This is a genomic window from Streptomyces sp. MAI_2237, assembly GCF_054189285.1.
Map to the genome: position 1 here is coordinate 1,393,033 of NZ_JAJPGQ010000005.1, position 15,898 is coordinate 1,408,930.

At 73.0% G+C, this 15,898-nt stretch carries 16 protein-coding genes; 9 read left to right on the forward strand and 7 right to left on the reverse strand.

The window, feature by feature from the left end; translation table 11 throughout:
- Positions 1–100: 100 nt before the first annotated feature.
- Complete coding sequence (locus LN251_RS34670) at positions 101–844, reverse strand: ANTAR domain-containing protein (RefSeq protein ID WP_458248096.1); 744 nt, start codon at positions 842–844, stop codon at positions 101–103.
- A 132-nt stretch (positions 845–976) separates the two neighbouring features.
- Between LN251_RS34670 and LN251_RS34675 the strand changes: the two genes are divergently transcribed.
- A complete protein-coding gene (locus LN251_RS34675) occupies positions 977–1,318 on the forward strand; it encodes a helix-turn-helix transcriptional regulator (RefSeq protein WP_458248097.1) in 342 nt (113 codons plus the stop codon).
- A 58-nt stretch (positions 1,319–1,376) separates the two neighbouring features.
- On the opposite strand, the gene LN251_RS34680 is transcribed toward LN251_RS34675, so the two are convergent.
- Complete coding sequence (locus LN251_RS34680; protein WP_458248098.1) at positions 1,377–1,955, reverse strand: helix-turn-helix domain-containing protein; 579 nt, start codon at positions 1,953–1,955, stop codon at positions 1,377–1,379.
- Between the two features lie 79 nt (positions 1,956–2,034).
- On the opposite strand from LN251_RS34680, the gene LN251_RS34685 reads away from it, so the two are divergent.
- The 5 genes from LN251_RS34685 (at position 2,035) to LN251_RS34705 (ending at position 6,797) form a co-directional block, all read left to right on the forward strand.
- On the forward strand, positions 2,035–2,952 hold the full coding sequence (locus LN251_RS34685; RefSeq protein WP_458248099.1) for an NAD(P)/FAD-dependent oxidoreductase: 918 nt from the start codon (positions 2,035–2,037) through the stop codon (positions 2,950–2,952).
- A 103-nt stretch (positions 2,953–3,055) separates the two neighbouring features.
- Complete coding sequence (locus tag LN251_RS34690; protein ID WP_458248100.1) at positions 3,056–4,594, forward strand: ATP-dependent DNA ligase; 1,539 nt, start codon at positions 3,056–3,058, stop codon at positions 4,592–4,594.
- Positions 4,591–5,076 carry an NUDIX domain-containing protein gene (locus LN251_RS34695; RefSeq protein WP_458248101.1) on the forward strand — a complete coding sequence of 162 codons (486 nt, stop codon included), beginning with the start codon at positions 4,591–4,593 and terminating at the stop codon, positions 5,074–5,076. The genes LN251_RS34690 and LN251_RS34695 overlap by 4 nt, the downstream gene beginning before the upstream one ends.
- A 73-nt stretch (positions 5,077–5,149) precedes the next feature.
- Positions 5,150–6,535: an NADP-dependent succinic semialdehyde dehydrogenase gene (locus LN251_RS34700; RefSeq protein ID WP_458248102.1), complete on the forward strand. Its 1,386-nt coding sequence runs from the start codon at positions 5,150–5,152 to the stop codon at positions 6,533–6,535.
- Positions 6,536–6,560: 25 nt separating this feature from the next.
- Positions 6,561–6,797 (forward strand): DUF6213 family protein, encoded by a 237-nt coding sequence (locus tag LN251_RS34705; protein WP_058926770.1) that lies wholly within the window; start codon positions 6,561–6,563, stop codon positions 6,795–6,797.
- Between the two features lie 69 nt (positions 6,798–6,866).
- Here LN251_RS34705 and LN251_RS34710 read toward each other — a convergent pair whose 3' ends face one another.
- The 3 genes from LN251_RS34710 to LN251_RS34720 all read right to left on the reverse strand — a co-directional run bounded on the left by LN251_RS34710 (position 6,867) and on the right by LN251_RS34720 (position 10,959).
- Positions 6,867–7,538 (reverse strand): thiaminase II/PqqC family protein, encoded by a 672-nt coding sequence (locus LN251_RS34710; RefSeq protein WP_458248103.1) that lies wholly within the window; start codon positions 7,536–7,538, stop codon positions 6,867–6,869.
- Positions 7,539–7,654: 116 nt separating this feature from the next.
- Positions 7,655–10,219 carry an FtsX-like permease family protein gene (locus LN251_RS34715; RefSeq protein ID WP_458248104.1) on the reverse strand — a complete coding sequence of 855 codons (2,565 nt, stop codon included), beginning with the start codon at positions 10,217–10,219 and terminating at the stop codon, positions 7,655–7,657.
- Positions 10,219–10,959: an ABC transporter ATP-binding protein gene (locus LN251_RS34720; protein ID WP_458248105.1), complete on the reverse strand. Its 741-nt coding sequence runs from the start codon at positions 10,957–10,959 to the stop codon at positions 10,219–10,221. The genes LN251_RS34715 and LN251_RS34720 overlap by 1 nt, the downstream gene beginning before the upstream one ends.
- A 217-nt stretch (positions 10,960–11,176) precedes the next feature.
- On the opposite strand from LN251_RS34720, the gene LN251_RS34725 reads away from it, so the two are divergent.
- Complete coding sequence (locus LN251_RS34725; RefSeq protein ID WP_458248106.1) at positions 11,177–12,445, forward strand: sensor histidine kinase; 1,269 nt, start codon at positions 11,177–11,179, stop codon at positions 12,443–12,445.
- The gene (locus tag LN251_RS34730) at positions 12,442–13,113 is read left to right on the forward strand and encodes a response regulator (protein WP_458248107.1); all 672 of its coding nucleotides are present in this window, start codon (positions 12,442–12,444) and stop codon (positions 13,111–13,113) included. Before LN251_RS34725 ends, LN251_RS34730 begins: the two co-directional genes overlap by 4 nt.
- Positions 13,114–13,271: 158 nt before the next feature.
- Here the strand turns inward: LN251_RS34730 and LN251_RS34735 are convergent, their stop codons facing one another.
- Positions 13,272–14,498, reverse strand: coding sequence for an acyl-CoA dehydrogenase family protein (locus LN251_RS34735; protein ID WP_458248108.1), 1,227 nt, complete (start codon positions 14,496–14,498; stop codon positions 13,272–13,274).
- 171 nt (positions 14,499–14,669) lie between these two features.
- Between LN251_RS34735 and LN251_RS34740 the strand changes: the two genes are divergently transcribed.
- Positions 14,670–15,314, forward strand: coding sequence for a TetR family transcriptional regulator (locus tag LN251_RS34740; protein WP_058926763.1), 645 nt, complete (start codon positions 14,670–14,672; stop codon positions 15,312–15,314).
- 8 nt (positions 15,315–15,322) lie between these two features.
- Here the strand turns inward: LN251_RS34740 and def are convergent, their stop codons facing one another.
- On the reverse strand, positions 15,323–15,883 hold the full coding sequence (gene def, locus LN251_RS34745; RefSeq protein ID WP_458248109.1) for a peptide deformylase: 561 nt from the start codon (positions 15,881–15,883) through the stop codon (positions 15,323–15,325).
- Between the last annotated feature and the right edge of the window lie 15 nt (positions 15,884–15,898).

The window sequence follows — 15,898 nt, forward strand, 5'->3', positions numbered from 1 at the left end:
CAGCGTCGTCGGACCGGGGTATCGACCGGGATCCACCGCATACTAAGCGGTCGCTTGCCATAGAGGGAACAGGACTGCCGGGAACGTCACACCTCGTCCACTACACCGGCGGCCGGGTGCCGTCCTGCCGCTCCCGCACCACGGCGACGGCGTCCGCCATCCGCTGCCGCACCTCCGCGGACAGCGCGGAGCCGTCGACGGCGCCCATCAGGTCCTGGGCGAGCTGGTGCAGCTTGGTGTTGCTGTTCTGGGAAGCGGTGACGAGGACGGCCCAGGCGGCGTCGGCGCTCAGTCCGAAGCTCGCCATCAGGATGCCGCGGGCCACGTCGATGGCGGGCCGGGTCTGCATGGCCCGGCGCAGCTGGGCGACCTCCGTGCGCAGCTCCTGATCGGCGTCCACGCGCCGGACGGGGGCCCCGGCGACGGGGGCGGCGCCCCGTCCGCCGACGGCGGTGGGCGCGAACAGCTCGCGCGTGCCGGTCAGTTCGAACAGCCGGGCCACCGCCGGACTGCAGGCCCGCACCCCGACGGTCTTGCCCCGGTCGAGGGCCTGCCGCCGCAGGTCGAGCAGGAGGTTCAGGCCGCCGCAGTCGCAGAAGCCGACCGCGGTCAGGTCGAGGTCGATCCCGGCGGCCGAGCGGTCGAGGACGTCACCGAGCGCGGTCCGCAGCCCGGCGCCGCCGGCATCGAGCTCACCGTGCACGGTGACCAGCGCGCGGTCGCCTTCGGTGACGGACTCGATCGCGGCCAGACACGGCACCGCGGCTCGCGGAACGTCAACGGGCGACCGTCCCGGGGACTCCTGGGCGATGAGGGGCTGCGCCGAGTCCGCGGATTCCGGCATGGCCCTTCTCCCTCGTGTACACGTCTGCATGGCACCCTCAGATTCCCCCTTGTGCCCCAAGCACGTCAACCAATACACGAAATCATGTTCCGGTTTTTGAATACGTGAATGGTCGCTCGCTAGAGTGGAGTCATGGACGGAGTGCCCGAGTCACACACCGGATGGACGTTTCTGACGAATCACGCACGCGTGCTGGCCGCGATCGCCGACAACCAGAGCGCCAGGATCCGCGACATCGCCGCGCACTGCAGGCTCACGGAGCGGGCCGTGCAGAAGATCATTTCCGACCTGGAACGGGACGGCTACCTCTCCCATGTCCGGGAGGGGCGCACCAACACCTACCGCATCGAGCCGAGCATGGTCCTGCGCCACCCGGCCGAGGCCGGCCTGACCGTGGCGTCCCTGCTGTCGGTGCTGGCGCGCGCCGAGGCCGACCGGACCGCCTCCGACAACCGGCCGCACACCCCGGCCTGATCCGCGGGCCGGATCAGGCGCGGGCCGGGTCACCCGCGGGCGTTGCCGTCCGGGCGGGTCACGCCCGCTTGGGCCGTGCCCGCACGTGCATCCGCTCCCCCTGCGGCCCGAACAGGCTCAGGAACTCCACCGGCCCCTCCCCGGTCGAGCCGAACCAGTGCGGCACCCGGGTGTCGAACTCCGCCGCCTCGCCCGCCGCGAGCACCACGTCGTGCTCGCCGAGCACCACCCGCAGCCGCCCGGACAGCACGTACATCCACTCGTAGCCCTCGTGGGTGCGCGGCTCGGGTTCCTCCGTGCTGCGGGGCACCAGCACCTTGAACGCCTGCAGTCCGCCGGGCTGCCGGGTGAGCGGCCAGAAGGTGCGGCCGTGACGGACGACCGGCTTGCCGTGGACGCGCGGGTCCTCCGTCCGCGGCTGGCCCACCAGCTCGTCCAGCGGCACCTGGTGCGCCCGCGCGATCGGCAGCAGCAGCTCCAGACTGGGTCTGCGCAGCCCCGACTCCAGCCGGGACAGCGTGCTCACCGAGATGCCGGTCGCCGTCGCCAGACCGGCGAGCGTGCCCCCTCGCTCCTTGCGGATGCGGCGCAGCCGGGGGCCGACCTCCGCGAGGACACCGTCCGTGTCGTCCGTCATGACGTCATTGCAGTTTCGGCAAACGCGTTTGTCAATCCGGCACCGGTGCGGCGACCGTCGGGCGTGGAGGTGGTCACCCATGACCGAGCAGTACGAAGTGATCGTCGTCGGCGGCGGAGCGGCGGGGCTCTCCGCCGCGCTGGTGCTGGGCCGGGCCCGGCGCCGCACCCTGGTCGTCGACGCCGGCGAGCCGCGCAACGCGCCCGCGGCCCACATGCACGGCTATCTGACCCGGGACGGCATGCCGCCCGCCGAGTTCCTGGCCGCCGGTCGGGAGGAGATCGCCCGGTACGGCGTCGACCTGGTCCGGGATCGGGCGGTGGACGTCGCACCCGGCTTCACCGTCTCGCTCGCGAGCGGGCGGACGGTACGGGCTCGGCGCCTCGTGGTGGCCACCGGTCTCAAGGACGAGCCGCCGGCGGTCCCCGGGGTCGCCGAGCGGTTCGGCCGCGATGTGCTGCACTGCCCGTACTGCCACGGCTGGGAGGTGCGCGACCGGGCCTTCGGCGTGCTGGCCACCACTCCGATGAGCGTGCACCAGGCGCTGATGGTGTCGCAGTGGTCGAAGGACGTGACGCTGTTCCTGCACACCGTCGAGGAGCGGGAGCTGACGGACGACGACCTGCGCAGGCTGGCCGCGGCCGGCGTGAAGGTGGTGCCGGGCGAGGTCGCGGAGCTGGTCGTCGAGGGCGACCGGCTGACCGGCGTCCGGCTGGCGGACGGCACGACGCACGCCCGCGAGGTCGTCTTCGTCGCACCCCGGGCGGTGCCGCGGACGGATCTGCTGGAGCGGCTCGGCGCCGAACTGCGCGAGACGCCGTTCGGCGCGTATCCCGTGGTCGACGAGACCGGACTGACGACCGTGCCCGGTGTCTGGGCGGCCGGCAACGCGATGGGCTTCGCCGAGCAGGTCGTCAACGCGGCGGCGGGCGGCTACCGGGCGGGCGCGACGATCAACGGGGAGCTGCTGATGACCGACCTGGACGCGACGCCGTAGCGGGGCCGCCGGGTCGGGGTACGGCCCCGCCGCACGGGCGCGGCCGGCACCCGGACCCGGTCGTCCAGGTGTCACCGGGGCGAGCGCGTTGCACCATGGCAGCATGCTCCTTGCCCGCCTGGCCCATGTGTCCCAGGAGGTCGCCGCCACCTCGGCGCGGTCCCGGAAGATCGCCCTGCTCGCCGAACTCTTCGGCGACGCCGAGGCGGACGACGTACCGATCGTGATCCCGTATCTGGCGGGACGGCTGCCCCAGGGGCGGCTCGGCGTCGGCTGGAAGGTGCTCAGCCGCCCGGTCGCCCCCGCCGCCGAACCCACCCTGACCGTGCGCGAGGTGGACGCCCTGCTCACCGGCCTCGGCAAGGTCGCGGGCCCCGGCTCGCAGGCCGAACGCGGACGGCTGGTGGGCGAGTTGATGGGCGCCGCCACCAAGGAGGAACAGCGCTTCCTGTTCGGCCTGCTCACCGGTGAGGTGCGGCAGGGAGCCCTGGACGCCGTCGCCGTGGAGGGGCTGGCGCAGGCCACCGGGGCGCCGCCGGGTGACGTCCGCCGGGCGGTGATGCTGGCGGGCTCCCTGCAGACCGTCGCCGAGGCCCTGCTGAGCGAGGGCCCCACGGCGCTGGACCGCTTCCGCCTCACCGTCGGCCGTCCGGTCCTGCCGATGCTGGCGCACACCGCCTCCTCGGTGACCGAGGCGATCGACAAGCTCGGCGCCTGCGCCGTCGAGGAGAAGCTGGACGGCATCCGCGTCCAGGTGCACCGCGACGGCGACGCCGTACGGGTCTACACCCGTACCCTCGACGACATCACCGACCGCCTCCCCGAGGTGACCGGCGCCGCGCTGCGGCTGCGGGGGCGGCGGTTCGTACTGGACGGCGAGGTCATCTCCTTCGGCGAGGACGGCCGGCCCCGCTCCTTCCAGGAGACGGCCGGCCGCGTCGGCTCGCGGGTCGACGTGGCCACGGCCGCCAAGTCCGTCCCCGTCTCCCCCGTCTTCTTCGACGCCCTGTCCGTCGGCGACCGCGACCTGCTCGACCTGCCGTTCTCCGAGCGGCACACCGAACTGGCGTCGCTGGTGCCGGAGCCGATGCGGGTGCGCCGCGCGCTCGTGACCGGACCCGAGGACACCGCCATGGCCGAGGCCTTCATGGCCGCGACCCTCGCACGCGGCCACGAGGGGGTCGTGGTCAAGGCCCTCGACGCCGTCTACAGCACGGGCCGGCGCGGCGCGTCCTGGCTGAAGGTCAAGCCGGTGCACACCCTCGACCTGGTCGTCCTGGCCGCCGAGTGGGGCCACGGCCGGCGCACCGGCAAGCTCTCCAACCTCCACCTCGGCGCCCGCACCGCGGACGGCGGATTCGCGATGCTCGGCAAGACCTTCAAGGGCATGACCGACGCGATGCTGGAGTGGCAGACCGAGCGGCTGCGGGACCTGGCCGTCGACAGCAGCGGCCACGTGGTGACCGTACGCCCGGAGCTGGTCGTCGAGATCGCCTACGACGGCCTGCAGCGCTCCACCCGCTACCCGGCCGGCGTCACCCTCCGCTTCGCCCGCGTGCTGCGCTACCGCGAGGACAAGCGCCCCGAGGACGCCGACACCGTCGAGACCCTGCTCGCCGCGCACCCGGAGGTGGGGGTGTGACCGCACGGCGCAGCGCGGGCCTGCTGTTGTACCGGCACACCGAGGACGGCCTGGAGGTGTTGCTGGGCCATATGGGTGGGCCGTTCTTCGCGAAACGTGACGCCGGCGCGTGGAGCATCCCGAAGGGCGAGTACGAACCCGACGAGCCCGCCTGGGAGGCGGCCCGCCGGGAGTTCCGCGAGGAGCTGGGACTGGAGCCGCCCGACGGGCGGGCCGTGGAGCTGGGCGAGGTGCGCCAGACCAACGGCAAGACCGTCACGGCGTGGGCCATCGAGGCCGACCTGGACCCGGCGTCGATCACTCCCGGCACGTTCGTCATGGAGTGGCCGCCGAGGTCGGGCCGGACGCAGGAGTTCCCCGAACTGGACCGCGTGGCCTGGTTCGGCCTGGACCGGGGCCGCGAGGTGATCGTCAAGGCGCAGGCCGCGTTTCTCGACCGGCTGGCGGAGCACTCGGCCCGACGGGGCTCCGTGGAGCCCTGAGCAGACGCACACGCGTTGCGGTCGCCCGCCCCGCGCGGGAAGGTCGTAACACCAAGCCGCAGGGAGGTCGGCCATGCCCATCGCGACGGTGAACCCGGCGAACGGCGAGACGCTCAAGACGTACGAGGCCATGGGCGAGGAGGAGCTCGAGCGCCGGCTCCAGCTCGCGGAGGCGACGTTCCGCACGTACCGGACGACGTCGTTCGCCGAGCGCGCCCGCCTGCTGAACCGGGCCGCCGAACTGCTCGACGGGATGCAGCAGGACATCGGCCGGGTGATGACCACCGAGATGGGCAAGCCGGTCAAGCAGGCCCGTGCGGAGGCCGCCAAGTGCGCCAAGGCGATGCGCTGGTACGCCGAGCACGCCGAGGAACTCCTCGCCGACGAGGAGCCCGCCGACTCCGACGTCAAGGACTCGGGTGCGTCACGGGTACGGGTGCGCTACCGGCCGCTGGGCCCCGTGCTAGCGGTGATGCCGTGGAACTTCCCGCTGTGGCAGGTGGTCCGGTTCGCCGCGCCCGCGCTGATGGCGGGCAACGTGGGCCTGCTCAAGCACGCCTCCAACGTTCCCCAGACGGCCCTGTTCCTGGAGGACCTCTTCCACCAGGCCGGCTTTACCGAGGGCTGCTTCCAGACGCTGCTCGTCGGCTCCGGCGCGATCGACGACATCCTGCGCGACGACCGGGTCAAGGCGGCCACCCTGACCGGCAGCGAGCCGGCCGGGCGGGCAGTGGCCTCCACCTGCGGCGAGATGATCAAGAAGACGGTGCTGGAGCTGGGCGGCAGCGACCCGTACGTCGTCATGCCCTCCGCCGACATCGACCGGGCCGCCCGGATCGCGGTCACCGCGCGGGTGCAGAACAACGGGCAGTCGTGCATCGCCGCAAAGCGGTTCATCGTGCACACGGACGTCTACGACCGGTTCGCCGAGCGGTTCGTCGAGGGCATGAAGGCGCTCAGGGTGGGCGACCCGCTGGAGGAGGACACCGAGGTCGGGCCGCTCTCCAGCGAGCAGGGGCGGGCCGATCTGGAGGAACTGGTCGACGACGCGCGGCGCAGCGGCGCCGAGGTGCTGTGCGGCGGGCAGCGGCCGGACGGACCCGGCTGGTACTACCCGCCGACCGTGCTCGCCGGGATCACCCGGGAGATGCGCATCCACCGCGAGGAGGCGTTCGGGCCGGTCGCCACGCTGTACCGGGCGGCGGACCTGGACGAGGCCGTACTCATCGCCAACGACTCGCCGTTCGGGCTCAGTTCGAACGTGTGGACCCGGGACGAGGCGGAGGTGGACCGGTTCGTCCGAGACCTCGAGGCCGGCGGCGTGTTCTTCAACGGCATGACCGCCTCCCACCCGGCGTTCCCGTTCGGCGGGGTCAAGCGGTCCGGGTACGGGCGTGAGCTGGCCGGGCACGGAATCCGCGAGTTCTGCAACATCACGACGGTTTGGCACGGGGCGTGAGTGTTGCGCGGCTAACATCCCGGTTGTGAACCGCGAAGTGACTCTGCCTCTGATCGTCGACGACCGCGGGACCCTTCAGGTGGCCGCCGCCGACGTGAGCAAGTTGTTGCGGACCGTGGGCGGTCGGTGGCTGCACCTCGTGGAGGCCGGTGAGCAGGGTCTTGACGAGGACACGGTGGCCGCGCTGACGATCGAGCTGGCCAAGCTCGCCGACCGGATCGACGTGGCGTGCATCGCCCACAGCAGCGGAGGTGCGCCGTAGGTCCTGTCGTCAAATTCCCGTCGTCCGCCCGCCGAGCAGGCGGGAGTTTGACGACAGGGCCTAGGGGGTTCAGGGCAGCGAGGGCAGCGTCGACAGGGTGCTCCAGAACATCGCCTCGTAGCTCTGCAGCAGCCGGCCGTAGGCGTGGGCGCGTTCCTCGCTCAGGGTTCCCGCGTCCAGGCCCGCCTGCACCGCCGCCCGCGCCGTGCGGTCCAGTTCGGGCGCCGGCTGCGCGAAGAGGTCGAAGAAAGCGCAGGCGTCGTCCTTGAAGCCGTAGTGGAGCCGCAGGCCCCTGGCGATCCGCCGGCAGTAGCCGCCCCACGCCGAGAAGTTGGCGGTGATCGCCAGGACCGTGTCGGCCGGGGAGGCGTTGAGGGCGAGCCAGGCGACGTAGGCCGGGTAGGCCTGGCAGCCGGGCAGGGGGTCGTAGGCGCGGGAGCGGGCCTCGTCGACGCCGCACGCCGAAGCGAACGGCCGCAGCCGCTCCTGGGCCAGCGACTCCCCCTCGGCGAGCATCGTGAAGAACGCCGCCGCCTCCGGCTCCTCGTTCGCGCGCTCGGCCAGATGACGGAACGCCGCCCGGTCCGCGGGGATCACCCACTGCTGTTCCAGGGCCAGGGTGGCGAGCGCGTCGCGCGGGGCCTCGCCGCGGGCGATCAGGGGGACGAGGGGATTGGCGTGCGGGTCCGGGGCGAGCTGTGCGGTGGTGCTCTCCAGCAGTTCCGCGGCCGTCGGCGCCATCGTGTCCTCCGTCGATCGGGTGGGGGCTCCTGCTCCGACCTTGGCACGGATCGCGGGGGCGGAAGCAGCCCGCCGCGGGAACATCGCCCTGTCGGCCGCGTGGTCGAGGAGCGCTTTCACTCGCGGACGCCGATCGCCTCGACCGGGCGGATCCGCAGCAGCAGCCGTGTCGGCACCATCACGCCCACGGTGGCCAGGGCCGCGAGGGCGCCGGCGATCACCGCGTAGCCGAGCGGGGGCACGGCGGGCCACGGCGTTCCGCCCAGCGCGAGGGCGACCAGGAGGAGCGGGAAGACGGACAGCAGCGTGCCGGTGCCCACGCCGGCCAGGACGACGACGGCGCTCTCCCTGCGCATCATGCCGGCGACCTGACGGCGGGCGGTGCCGGACAGCCTGAGCAGCGCGAACTCGCGGCGGCGCGCGGCGGTCGTCATCGCGAGGGAGTTGACGACGGTGATCGCGGTGTAGGCGATGATGACGCCGACGACGAGGTAGTTGACCCAGGCGTTCGCGCGCTGTTCCGCCAGCTGGTCGTCGGCGGTGAGGCCGCTTCGTACCGTCGTGCCGGGGTAGGCCGCGGTGAGCCCGGCCAGGGCGTGGGAGAGGCCGTGCACCCGGGGCGCGGCGCGGACGAGGACCGAGGTGTCGGCCTTGCGGGTGGTGTGGGCGAGCAGGAGGGCGTGGTCGAGGGTGACGTCGGCGAAGCCGAGGCCCCGGCCGTAGACGGCGATCACCCGGCCCCGGAACGGTGTGCCGTCGCCGAGGTGGAGGCGTGCGGTGTCGCCGACGCCGAGGCCGAGCCAGGAGGCCGCGGTGGTGCTGAGCGCGACCGTGCCGGGCGCGAGGGAGGCCAGGTCGCCCTCGCTGGTGCGCAGGTCGAGGGTGGCGGTGAGGGCGCGCGGGTCCACGCCCTGCGCGCTCAGCGACACGGCCTCCTGTGCACCCATGAGTTCGCCCGCGGCCACGACCTTGGACTTCACCAGTCCGGTGGCTGCCGCCACCTGGCCCAGTCCCCGCGCTTTCGCCGCGAGGTCGGGTGACACCCCGGCCGGCGCGGTGAGCACGTGGTCGGCGAGAAGGCCGGAGCGGATCTGGTCGGCGGACTCCCGCAGGGCGGTGGTCTGGGTGAAGACGACGGTCGAGGCGAAGGACACGGCGAGGATCAGCGGGGTGATCGCGCCCGCCAGGCGTCCGGCGTTGGCACGGGAGTTGGCCGCCGCGAGGTGGCCGGTGACGCCGGTCCGCTCCAGCAGCGGGGACAGCAGGCGTACGGCCGTCCGGGCGAGGAGCGGCCCGAGGACGGCGCCGGCGATCACCAGGAGGAGGACGAGGGAGTTGGCGAGGCCGACCAGGGTGAGGAAGTCTGCGTGCTGCACCAGGCCGGTGACGAAGACGCCCGCGGAGAGGGCCAGCAGCACCCCGCCGGTGATCCGGCGTCCGCGGCCGAGGCCGGCGGGCTCCACGGCCGCCTCCCCCAGCGCCTCGGTCGGCCGGATGCGCCCGGCGCGCAGGGCGGCGATCAGGACGGCGGCCAGCGCGGTCAGCACGGTCACCAGGACCGCGGCCAGGAACGGCAGCGGGCTGAGGGCGAGCGCGAAGTCGGGCGGCACGATGCCGTGTCCGGCGAACCGGTCGCGCAGCCAGTGCACCAGGAGCAGGCCGAGCGGGCAGCCCAGCAGCCCCGCGACGAGCCCGGTGACGGCCGCCTCCGCGGCCAGCATCCGCCTCAACTGGCCGGGGGTGGTGCCGATGGCGCGCAGCATGGCGATCTCGCGGCGGCGGTGGCGGACGGACAGGGCGCTGGTGGCGTACAGGACGAAGACGGCGATGAGCAGGACGTTCCCGCCGACGGCGCCGGCCAGGACCGTGAGGTCGGATCCGCTGACGGCGACGTCGAGGAACTCCGCCCGGCCGCGCCCCTCCCCGGTGTGCACGGCGAGCCGGTCGTCGCCGAGCGCGGAGCGAAGGGCGTCGGCGAGGCGGCCGGGTGAGGTACCGGGAGTGGCGCGGACGCCGAACGCGTAGGCCGCGGGGCCGAGTTGGCGCAGGCCCGGGCCGCTCAGGAACAGCACCGACTGGCGGGGCGCCCGGCCGCCGTCGAGGGCGACGAGTCCGCTCACGGTGTACACGCGGGGCACGGAGGCGGTCATCAGCCTCACGGTGTCGCCGGGGCGGATGCCGGCCCGGCCGGCGAGTTCGGTGTCCAGGACCGCCTCGCCCGCCGTGCGGGGCGCGTGGCCGCGGGTGAGCCGGAAGTCGCCGAGGGCCAGGCCCGACCAGTTGTGGGCCTGGGGTGCGCTGCCGTGCCGGCCCGGCACGGACCGGCCCGCCGCCGTGGCCAGGCGTACGGTCGCGCCGTCGTCCTCGGTCACCGCGCGGACGCCGGGCACCTTCCGGATCCGCTCCGCCAGGGACGCCCGCAGCGGTACGCGCTCGGGCAGCGGCTGGGACTGCTTCAGCGTCGAGCCGTCCACGTCCTTCAGGGTGAGCTCGACCTCCTGCCGGCCGGTGACGAGGACGTCGGCCGCCGCGTACCGCTCGGGCGGGGAGCCCGCCCGGATGCCGGACTCCAGGAGGATGCCGCAGGCGCTGAGCACGGCGGCGCCCAGCAGCAGCGCGACGAAGGTGCCGGCGAACCCGGCCGCACGGGATTTCAGGGTGCGCAGAGCGAGTCCGAGCATCACGCCGCCCTCCGCAGGCCGGTCATGACCTCGGCGACGCGGTCCGCGCTCGGGGTGACCATGCCGTCGACGACGCGTCCGGCGCCGAGGAAGAGGACCTGGTCGGTGTGGGCGGCGGCGACCGGGTCGTGGGTGACCATCACGACCGTCTGGTGCAGGTCGGTGACGGCCTGGCGCAGCAGGAGCAGGATGTCGCGGGCGGTCTCGGGGTCGAGGGCGCCGGTGGGCTCGTCGGCGAAGATCACCTCGGGCCGGGTGACCAGGGCACGGGCGATGGCGACGCGCTGCTGCTGGCCGCCGGAGAGCTGCGCGGGGTAGCGGGTCAGCCGCCCGCCGAGGCCGACGGCGCCGACGATGTGGCGCAGCCGGTCCGGTTCGGGCTGCCGCCCGGCCAGGCGCAGCGGCAGCAGGATGTTCTGCTCGACGGTCAGCGAGGGCAGCAGGTTGAAGGCCTGGAAGACGAACCCGATCCGGGTGCGCCGCAGTTCCGTCAGCCGCCCCTCCTTCAGCGCCGACAGGTCCTGGTCGCCGAGGCGCACCTCGCCCGTCGTGGGCCGGTCCAAGCCGGCCGCGCAGTGCAGGAAGGTGCTCTTCCCGGAGCCCGAGGGGCCCATCACCGCCGTGAAGGTGCCGGGTTCGATGCCCGCGCTGACCTCGTCGAGGGCGAGGACGGCGTCCGGGCCCTCCCCGTACCGCTTGGTCACGTCCGTGAGGTGGACCGCGTACCGGCTTGCGCGCACCGTGACTCCCCTTGCGACTGTCCGTCAGTGATGTCTCAAGTGCATCCCGGGCGACGGGACTCGGCCTCGGCCACGCAGTCGAACCGGTGTCTCGGCCTGGTGGGCGAGGCGGGTGGGCGTCTCCTCCTCACGGAGGAGACTGCACGGAGGAGGGCGGCCCCGGCTTTCCACCTCAGGTGAGATCACGGGGGTTCGCGGTCCGTCTACGGTAAGAGCCATGAACCGGATGGAGTCGCTGGCGGGGCGCCCCTGGCCGCGGGCCGTCACCGACGCGGCTCTCGCCGTGCTGCTGACCGCCGGCTGTCTGCTCCTGCCGCTGGCGATGCCGCACGGCGGCCCGGAACTGCGCGAGCCGGACGCCACCTGGGCGGTCCTCGTCCTGCTGACCACACTCCCGCTGGCGGTGCACCGGCTGTGCCCGCTGCCCGCCCTGCTGGTGATGGCGGCGGCCGCGGGCGTGCTGCAGGGCCGCCACTACGTCCCGGACCTGTCCGGGCCCGACGGCACGTCCATCGGCCCCACCTACCTGACCGTCGCCACGGCCGTCTTCCTCACCGCCACCCGCACCACACCGCGAATCGCGGCCCTGGTCGGCTCGGTGCTCATTCCGGCGGCCGCCGTGACGGAGGCGGTGGTCGCCCCGTCCGGGCACCGCGTCGCCGCGCTGCTGACCGAAGGGGTGCTGCTGATCGCCGCCTGGGCGCTGGGGCGGCTGGCGAGGGCACGGGCCGCGATCCGGGACCAGGCGCTGGAGCGGGCCGCCGCGCTCGAACGGGAGCAGGCCGCCGACGCGCGGGCGGCGGTCATGGCGGAGCGCGCCCGGATCGCCCGCGAGCTGCACGACATCGTGGCGCACAACGTGAGTCTGATGGTGGTGCAGACGATCGCCGCCGACCGCGTCCAGGACCGCGACCGGGACAAGGCGCACGAACTGCACGGCGCCATCGAGGAGACCGGGCGGGCCACCGTCACCGAACTGCGCCATCTCCTCGACGTGCTGCGCACCGACGAGGAGGGGCCGGGCGACCCGAGCAGGGAACCGCCGCAGCCCACCGTCGAGGCACTGCCCGCGCTGGTGGACTCGGTGCGCGCGGCCGGGCTGCGGGTCGACTTCAGCACCAGCGGTGAACCGGTCGAACTGCCCGCCGGGTCACACCTCGCCGTGTACCGGATCGCACAGGAAGCGCTCACCAACACGCTCAAGCACGCGGGCCGCACCAAAACCGCGCTCACCCTGGCCTGGGAGCCGGAGCGCGAGCGGCTCACGGTGCGGCTGTGCGACGACGGACCCGTCTCCGACGGCGAGCCGGTGCGGCCGCCCGTCGCGGCGCACGGCACCGGGCACGGCCTGGTCGGCATGCGCGAGCGGGTCGGCGCGGTGGGCGGCTCCCTGCACACCGGCTCCCGACCGGGCGGCGGCTACTGCGTGCACGCCGTCATCCCGCTCCCGGTCCCCGAACCCCGGCACGAAGGACACAACGCATGAAGGCCATACGGGTCCTGCTGGTCGACGACCAGCCCATGATCCGCACGGGATTCCGGCTCATCCTCGAAGCGGAGCCCGACATCACGGTCGTGGGCGAGGCGGCGGACGGCACGGAGGCCGTCGAGCTGACCGGGACACTGTGCCCGGACGTCGTCCTGATGGACATCCGCATGCCGCGCACGGACGGCGTGGAGGCCACGCGGCGCATCGTGGAGGGGGGTTCGGCCAGCAGGATCGTGATTCTGACGACCTTCGACCTGGACGCCCATGTCGTGGACGCCCTGCGCGCCGGAGCCAGCGGGTTCCTGGTCAAGGACGGCCCCGCCGACTCCCTGGTGGGGGCGATCCGCACGGTCGCCGAGGGGGACGCCGTGCTCTCGCCGCGCGTCACCCACCGGCTGCTGGACCGTTTCGCGCACCTGGGCGCACCCGCCGAGGCGCCCGTGCCGGCCCGGCTCGACGCCCTCACCGGGCGCGAGCTGGACGTGCTGAGGGCGCTCAGCCGCGGTCTGTCGAACGCGGAGATCGCCCTCGAACTCGGCGTGGGCGAGACGACGGTGAAGACGCACATCGCCCACATCCTGGAGAAGTACGGCCTGCGCGACCGGGTCCAGGCCGTGATCCTGGCCTACGACAGCGGCCTGGTCGTACCGCGCTCGGGCCGCTGAGCCCGCGCTGAGCGGACCCGGTGAAGTCCGCTGCGGTCCGGCAGCGCCCCGCAGGGGCGCGGGGCTGCGATCGACAGGCGGCTCCGCCGCGGGAGCGCGACCGGCCACGACGGCGCCGCGGACGACCGACCGCACATCGCGGCACCTCAGCGGAGCGCTCAGCGGATCGGCATGCCCGACAGGGTGCGGGCGATCACCAGGCGCTGGATCTCACTCGCGCCCTCGAAGATCGTATAGATGGCGGCGTCCCGGTGCATGCGCTCCACCGGGTACTCCCGCGTGTAGCCGTTGCCGCCGAGGATCTGGATCGCCTGCGCGGTGACCTTCTTCGCCGTCTCGCTCGCGAACAGCTTGGACATCGAGCCCTCGGCGGCGGTGAACGGCTTGCCGTTGATCGCCATCCACGAGGCCCGCCAGACCAGCAGCCGCGCCGCGTCGACGGAGGTGCGCATGTCGGCGAGCTGGAAGGCGACGCCCTGGTTGTCGATGATCGGCCGCCCGAACTGCTCGCGGGTCTTGGCGTAGTCGAGGGCGACCTCGTAGGCGGCGCGGGCGGTGCCGACCGCCATAGCGCCGACGGCCGGGCGGGACGCCTCGAAGGTGGCCATGGCGGCGTTCTTCACGCGCTCGCCGCCCTGCTTGGCCCGCTCGCGGGCACGGGCCAGGCGCTCGTCGAGCTTCTCCTTGCCGCCGAGCAGGCAGGAGCCGGGGACGCGGACGTTCTCCAGGACGACCTCGGCGGTGTGCGAGGCGCGGATGCCGTGCTTCTTGAACTTCTGGCCCTGCGACAGACCGGGCGTGTTCGGCGGGATGATGAAGGAGGCATGGCCCTTGGAGCCGAGCTCGGGGTCGACGACCGCGACGACGACGTGGACGTTGGCGATGCCGCCGTTGGTCGCCCAGGTCTTCGTGCCGTTGATCACCCACTCGTCCTTGGCCTCGTCGTAGACGGCACGCGTGCGCATGGAGGCCACGTCGGAGCCGGCGTCGGGCTCGGAGGAGCAGAAGGCGGCGACCTTGACGTCGTTGGCGTCGCCGTACATCTGGGGGATCCAGGTGCCGATCTGTTCCTCGGTTCCGTTGGCAAGAACGCCCACGGCGGCCAGACCCGTGCCTACGATCGACAGGGCGATGCCCGCGTCGCCCCAGAAGAGCTCCTCCATGGCCATCGGGATGCCGAGCCCGGTGGGGTCGAAGTACTGCTGGGCGTAGAAGTCGAGGGAGTAGATGCCTACCTTCGCGGCCTCCTGGATGACCGGCCAGGGAGTCTCCTCACGCTCGTCCCATTCGGCGGCCGCGGGGCGGATGACGTCGGCGGCGAAGCCGTGCAGCCAGTCCCGGACCTCCTTCTGTTCGTCGTTGAGCTCCATGGTGAACTCGGCCATGTCCCCTCCAGCGGCGACGTGCAAATGTGTTACTAGCGGTAACTCGAGTCTGTTACCCACCGGTAGGAAAAGTCAACTCCGACGACGTCTCGGCAGCCTGTTCGATGCAGTGGGTGTGTCGGGTGTTAGTTTGCGCAGGCGTTACCGATTCAGCACGGGTGGGGAGAGCTCATGGACACCACACAGCGGACCGAGCAGCAGCGGTCCGCCGACCGCCGTCGGCGCGAGCTGCTGGAGGCCGCGGACAGGGTGGTGCTGCGGGATGGCCCACAGGCCTCGATGAACGCCATCGCGGCGGAGGCGGGCATTACGAAGCCCATTCTGTACCGCCACTTCGGCGACAAGGGCGGACTGTACGCCGCGCTCGCCAAGCGGCACACGGACGCGCTGCTGGACTCCCTGCGCGCCGCGCTGGACGCGCCCGCGGAACGCCGCGAGCGCGTGGAGGCCACGCTGGACACCTACCTCGCCGCCATCGAGGCACGGCCCCAGGTGTACCGCTTCCTGATGCACCCGGCGGAGGGCGGTACGGCGGCCGAGCAGGGCTTCGACGTCGGCAAGCACTCGGCCCCGCTGCTGCGCAGAATGGGCGAGGAGCTGGCCCAGGTCATCGAGGACCGCCTGGACCTGGGCCCGGAGAGCCAGCGGCTGGCCCGGGTCTGGGGGCACGGGATCGTCGGGATGATGCACGCGGCCGGCGACTGGTGGCTGGGCGAACGACCCTGCTCCCGCGCGGAGTTGGTACGCAGCCTGGCCGACCTGCTGTGGGGGCGGCTGGCCGCGGCCGGGGACCGGATCGGCGGACCGGGCTTCTAGCGGCCGCTCTATCGCGGAGTTCCGCCGGAAGGGCGGTGCCAGGACGTCTTCCCCACCTGGCGCAGAAGCCTGCGTCTGCGCCATCCCGTGAGGTGATCGGCGTAGACCCGGCCCTCGAGATGGTCGCACTCGTGCTGCAGACACCGTGCGAAGAACCCCGTCCCGTGCACGGTGACCGGCTCCCCGGTCACCGTGAACCCCTCCACCACCGCATGGTCGTGGCGCTCGGTCCCCGCCTCCAGGCCCGGCAGCGACAGGCAGCCCTCCGGACCGCGGACCACCACCCCGTCGGTCTCCACCAGGCGCGGGTTGACCACATGGCCGAGATGCCGGACGTCCTCGTCGTCCGGGCAGTCGTAGACGAAGACCCGCAGGGACTCCCCCACCTGGTTGGCCGCCAGGCCCACGCCCTGGGCCGCGTACATCGTGGCGAACAAGTCCTCCACGAGTGCCGCCAGTTCGGGGCCGAAGTCGGTGACGTCCGCGCAGGGGGTGCGCAATGCCGTGTCGCCGAGCAGGATGAGGGGCCGGACTCGCCCACGGGCGCCCGGAATGGAGCCGTTTCGCATGGCCGCAAGCGTACG

What these genes read in the sequence shown, in the direction of transcription:
- LN251_RS34715 (WP_458248104.1), bottom strand. Translation starts at nt 10,219, where the DNA reads ATGCTCGGACTCGCTCTGCGCACCCTGAAATCCCGTGCGGCCGGGTTC.
- LN251_RS34685 (WP_458248099.1), top strand. Translation starts at nt 2,035, where the DNA reads ATGACCGAGCAGTACGAAGTGATCGTCGTCGGCGGCGGAGCGGCGGGG.
- LN251_RS34735 (WP_458248108.1), bottom strand. Translation starts at nt 14,498, where the DNA reads ATGGCCGAGTTCACCATGGAGCTCAACGACGAACAGAAGGAGGTCCGG.
- LN251_RS34675 (WP_458248097.1), top strand. Translation starts at nt 977, where the DNA reads ATGGACGGAGTGCCCGAGTCACACACCGGATGGACGTTTCTGACGAAT.
- LN251_RS34710 (WP_458248103.1), bottom strand. Translation starts at nt 7,538, where the DNA reads ATGGCGCCGACGGCCGCGGAACTGCTGGAGAGCACCACCGCACAGCTC.
- LN251_RS34725 (WP_458248106.1), top strand. Translation starts at nt 11,177, where the DNA reads ATGAACCGGATGGAGTCGCTGGCGGGGCGCCCCTGGCCGCGGGCCGTC.
- LN251_RS34700 (WP_458248102.1), top strand. Translation starts at nt 5,150, where the DNA reads ATGCCCATCGCGACGGTGAACCCGGCGAACGGCGAGACGCTCAAGACG.
- def (WP_458248109.1), bottom strand. Translation starts at nt 15,883, where the DNA reads ATGCGAAACGGCTCCATTCCGGGCGCCCGTGGGCGAGTCCGGCCCCTC.
- LN251_RS34730 (WP_458248107.1), top strand. Translation starts at nt 12,442, where the DNA reads ATGAAGGCCATACGGGTCCTGCTGGTCGACGACCAGCCCATGATCCGC.
- LN251_RS34740 (WP_058926763.1), top strand. Translation starts at nt 14,670, where the DNA reads ATGGACACCACACAGCGGACCGAGCAGCAGCGGTCCGCCGACCGCCGT.
- LN251_RS34670 (WP_458248096.1), bottom strand. Translation starts at nt 844, where the DNA reads ATGCCGGAATCCGCGGACTCGGCGCAGCCCCTCATCGCCCAGGAGTCC.
- LN251_RS34690 (WP_458248100.1), top strand. Translation starts at nt 3,056, where the DNA reads ATGCTCCTTGCCCGCCTGGCCCATGTGTCCCAGGAGGTCGCCGCCACC.
- LN251_RS34680 (WP_458248098.1), bottom strand. Translation starts at nt 1,955, where the DNA reads ATGACGGACGACACGGACGGTGTCCTCGCGGAGGTCGGCCCCCGGCTG.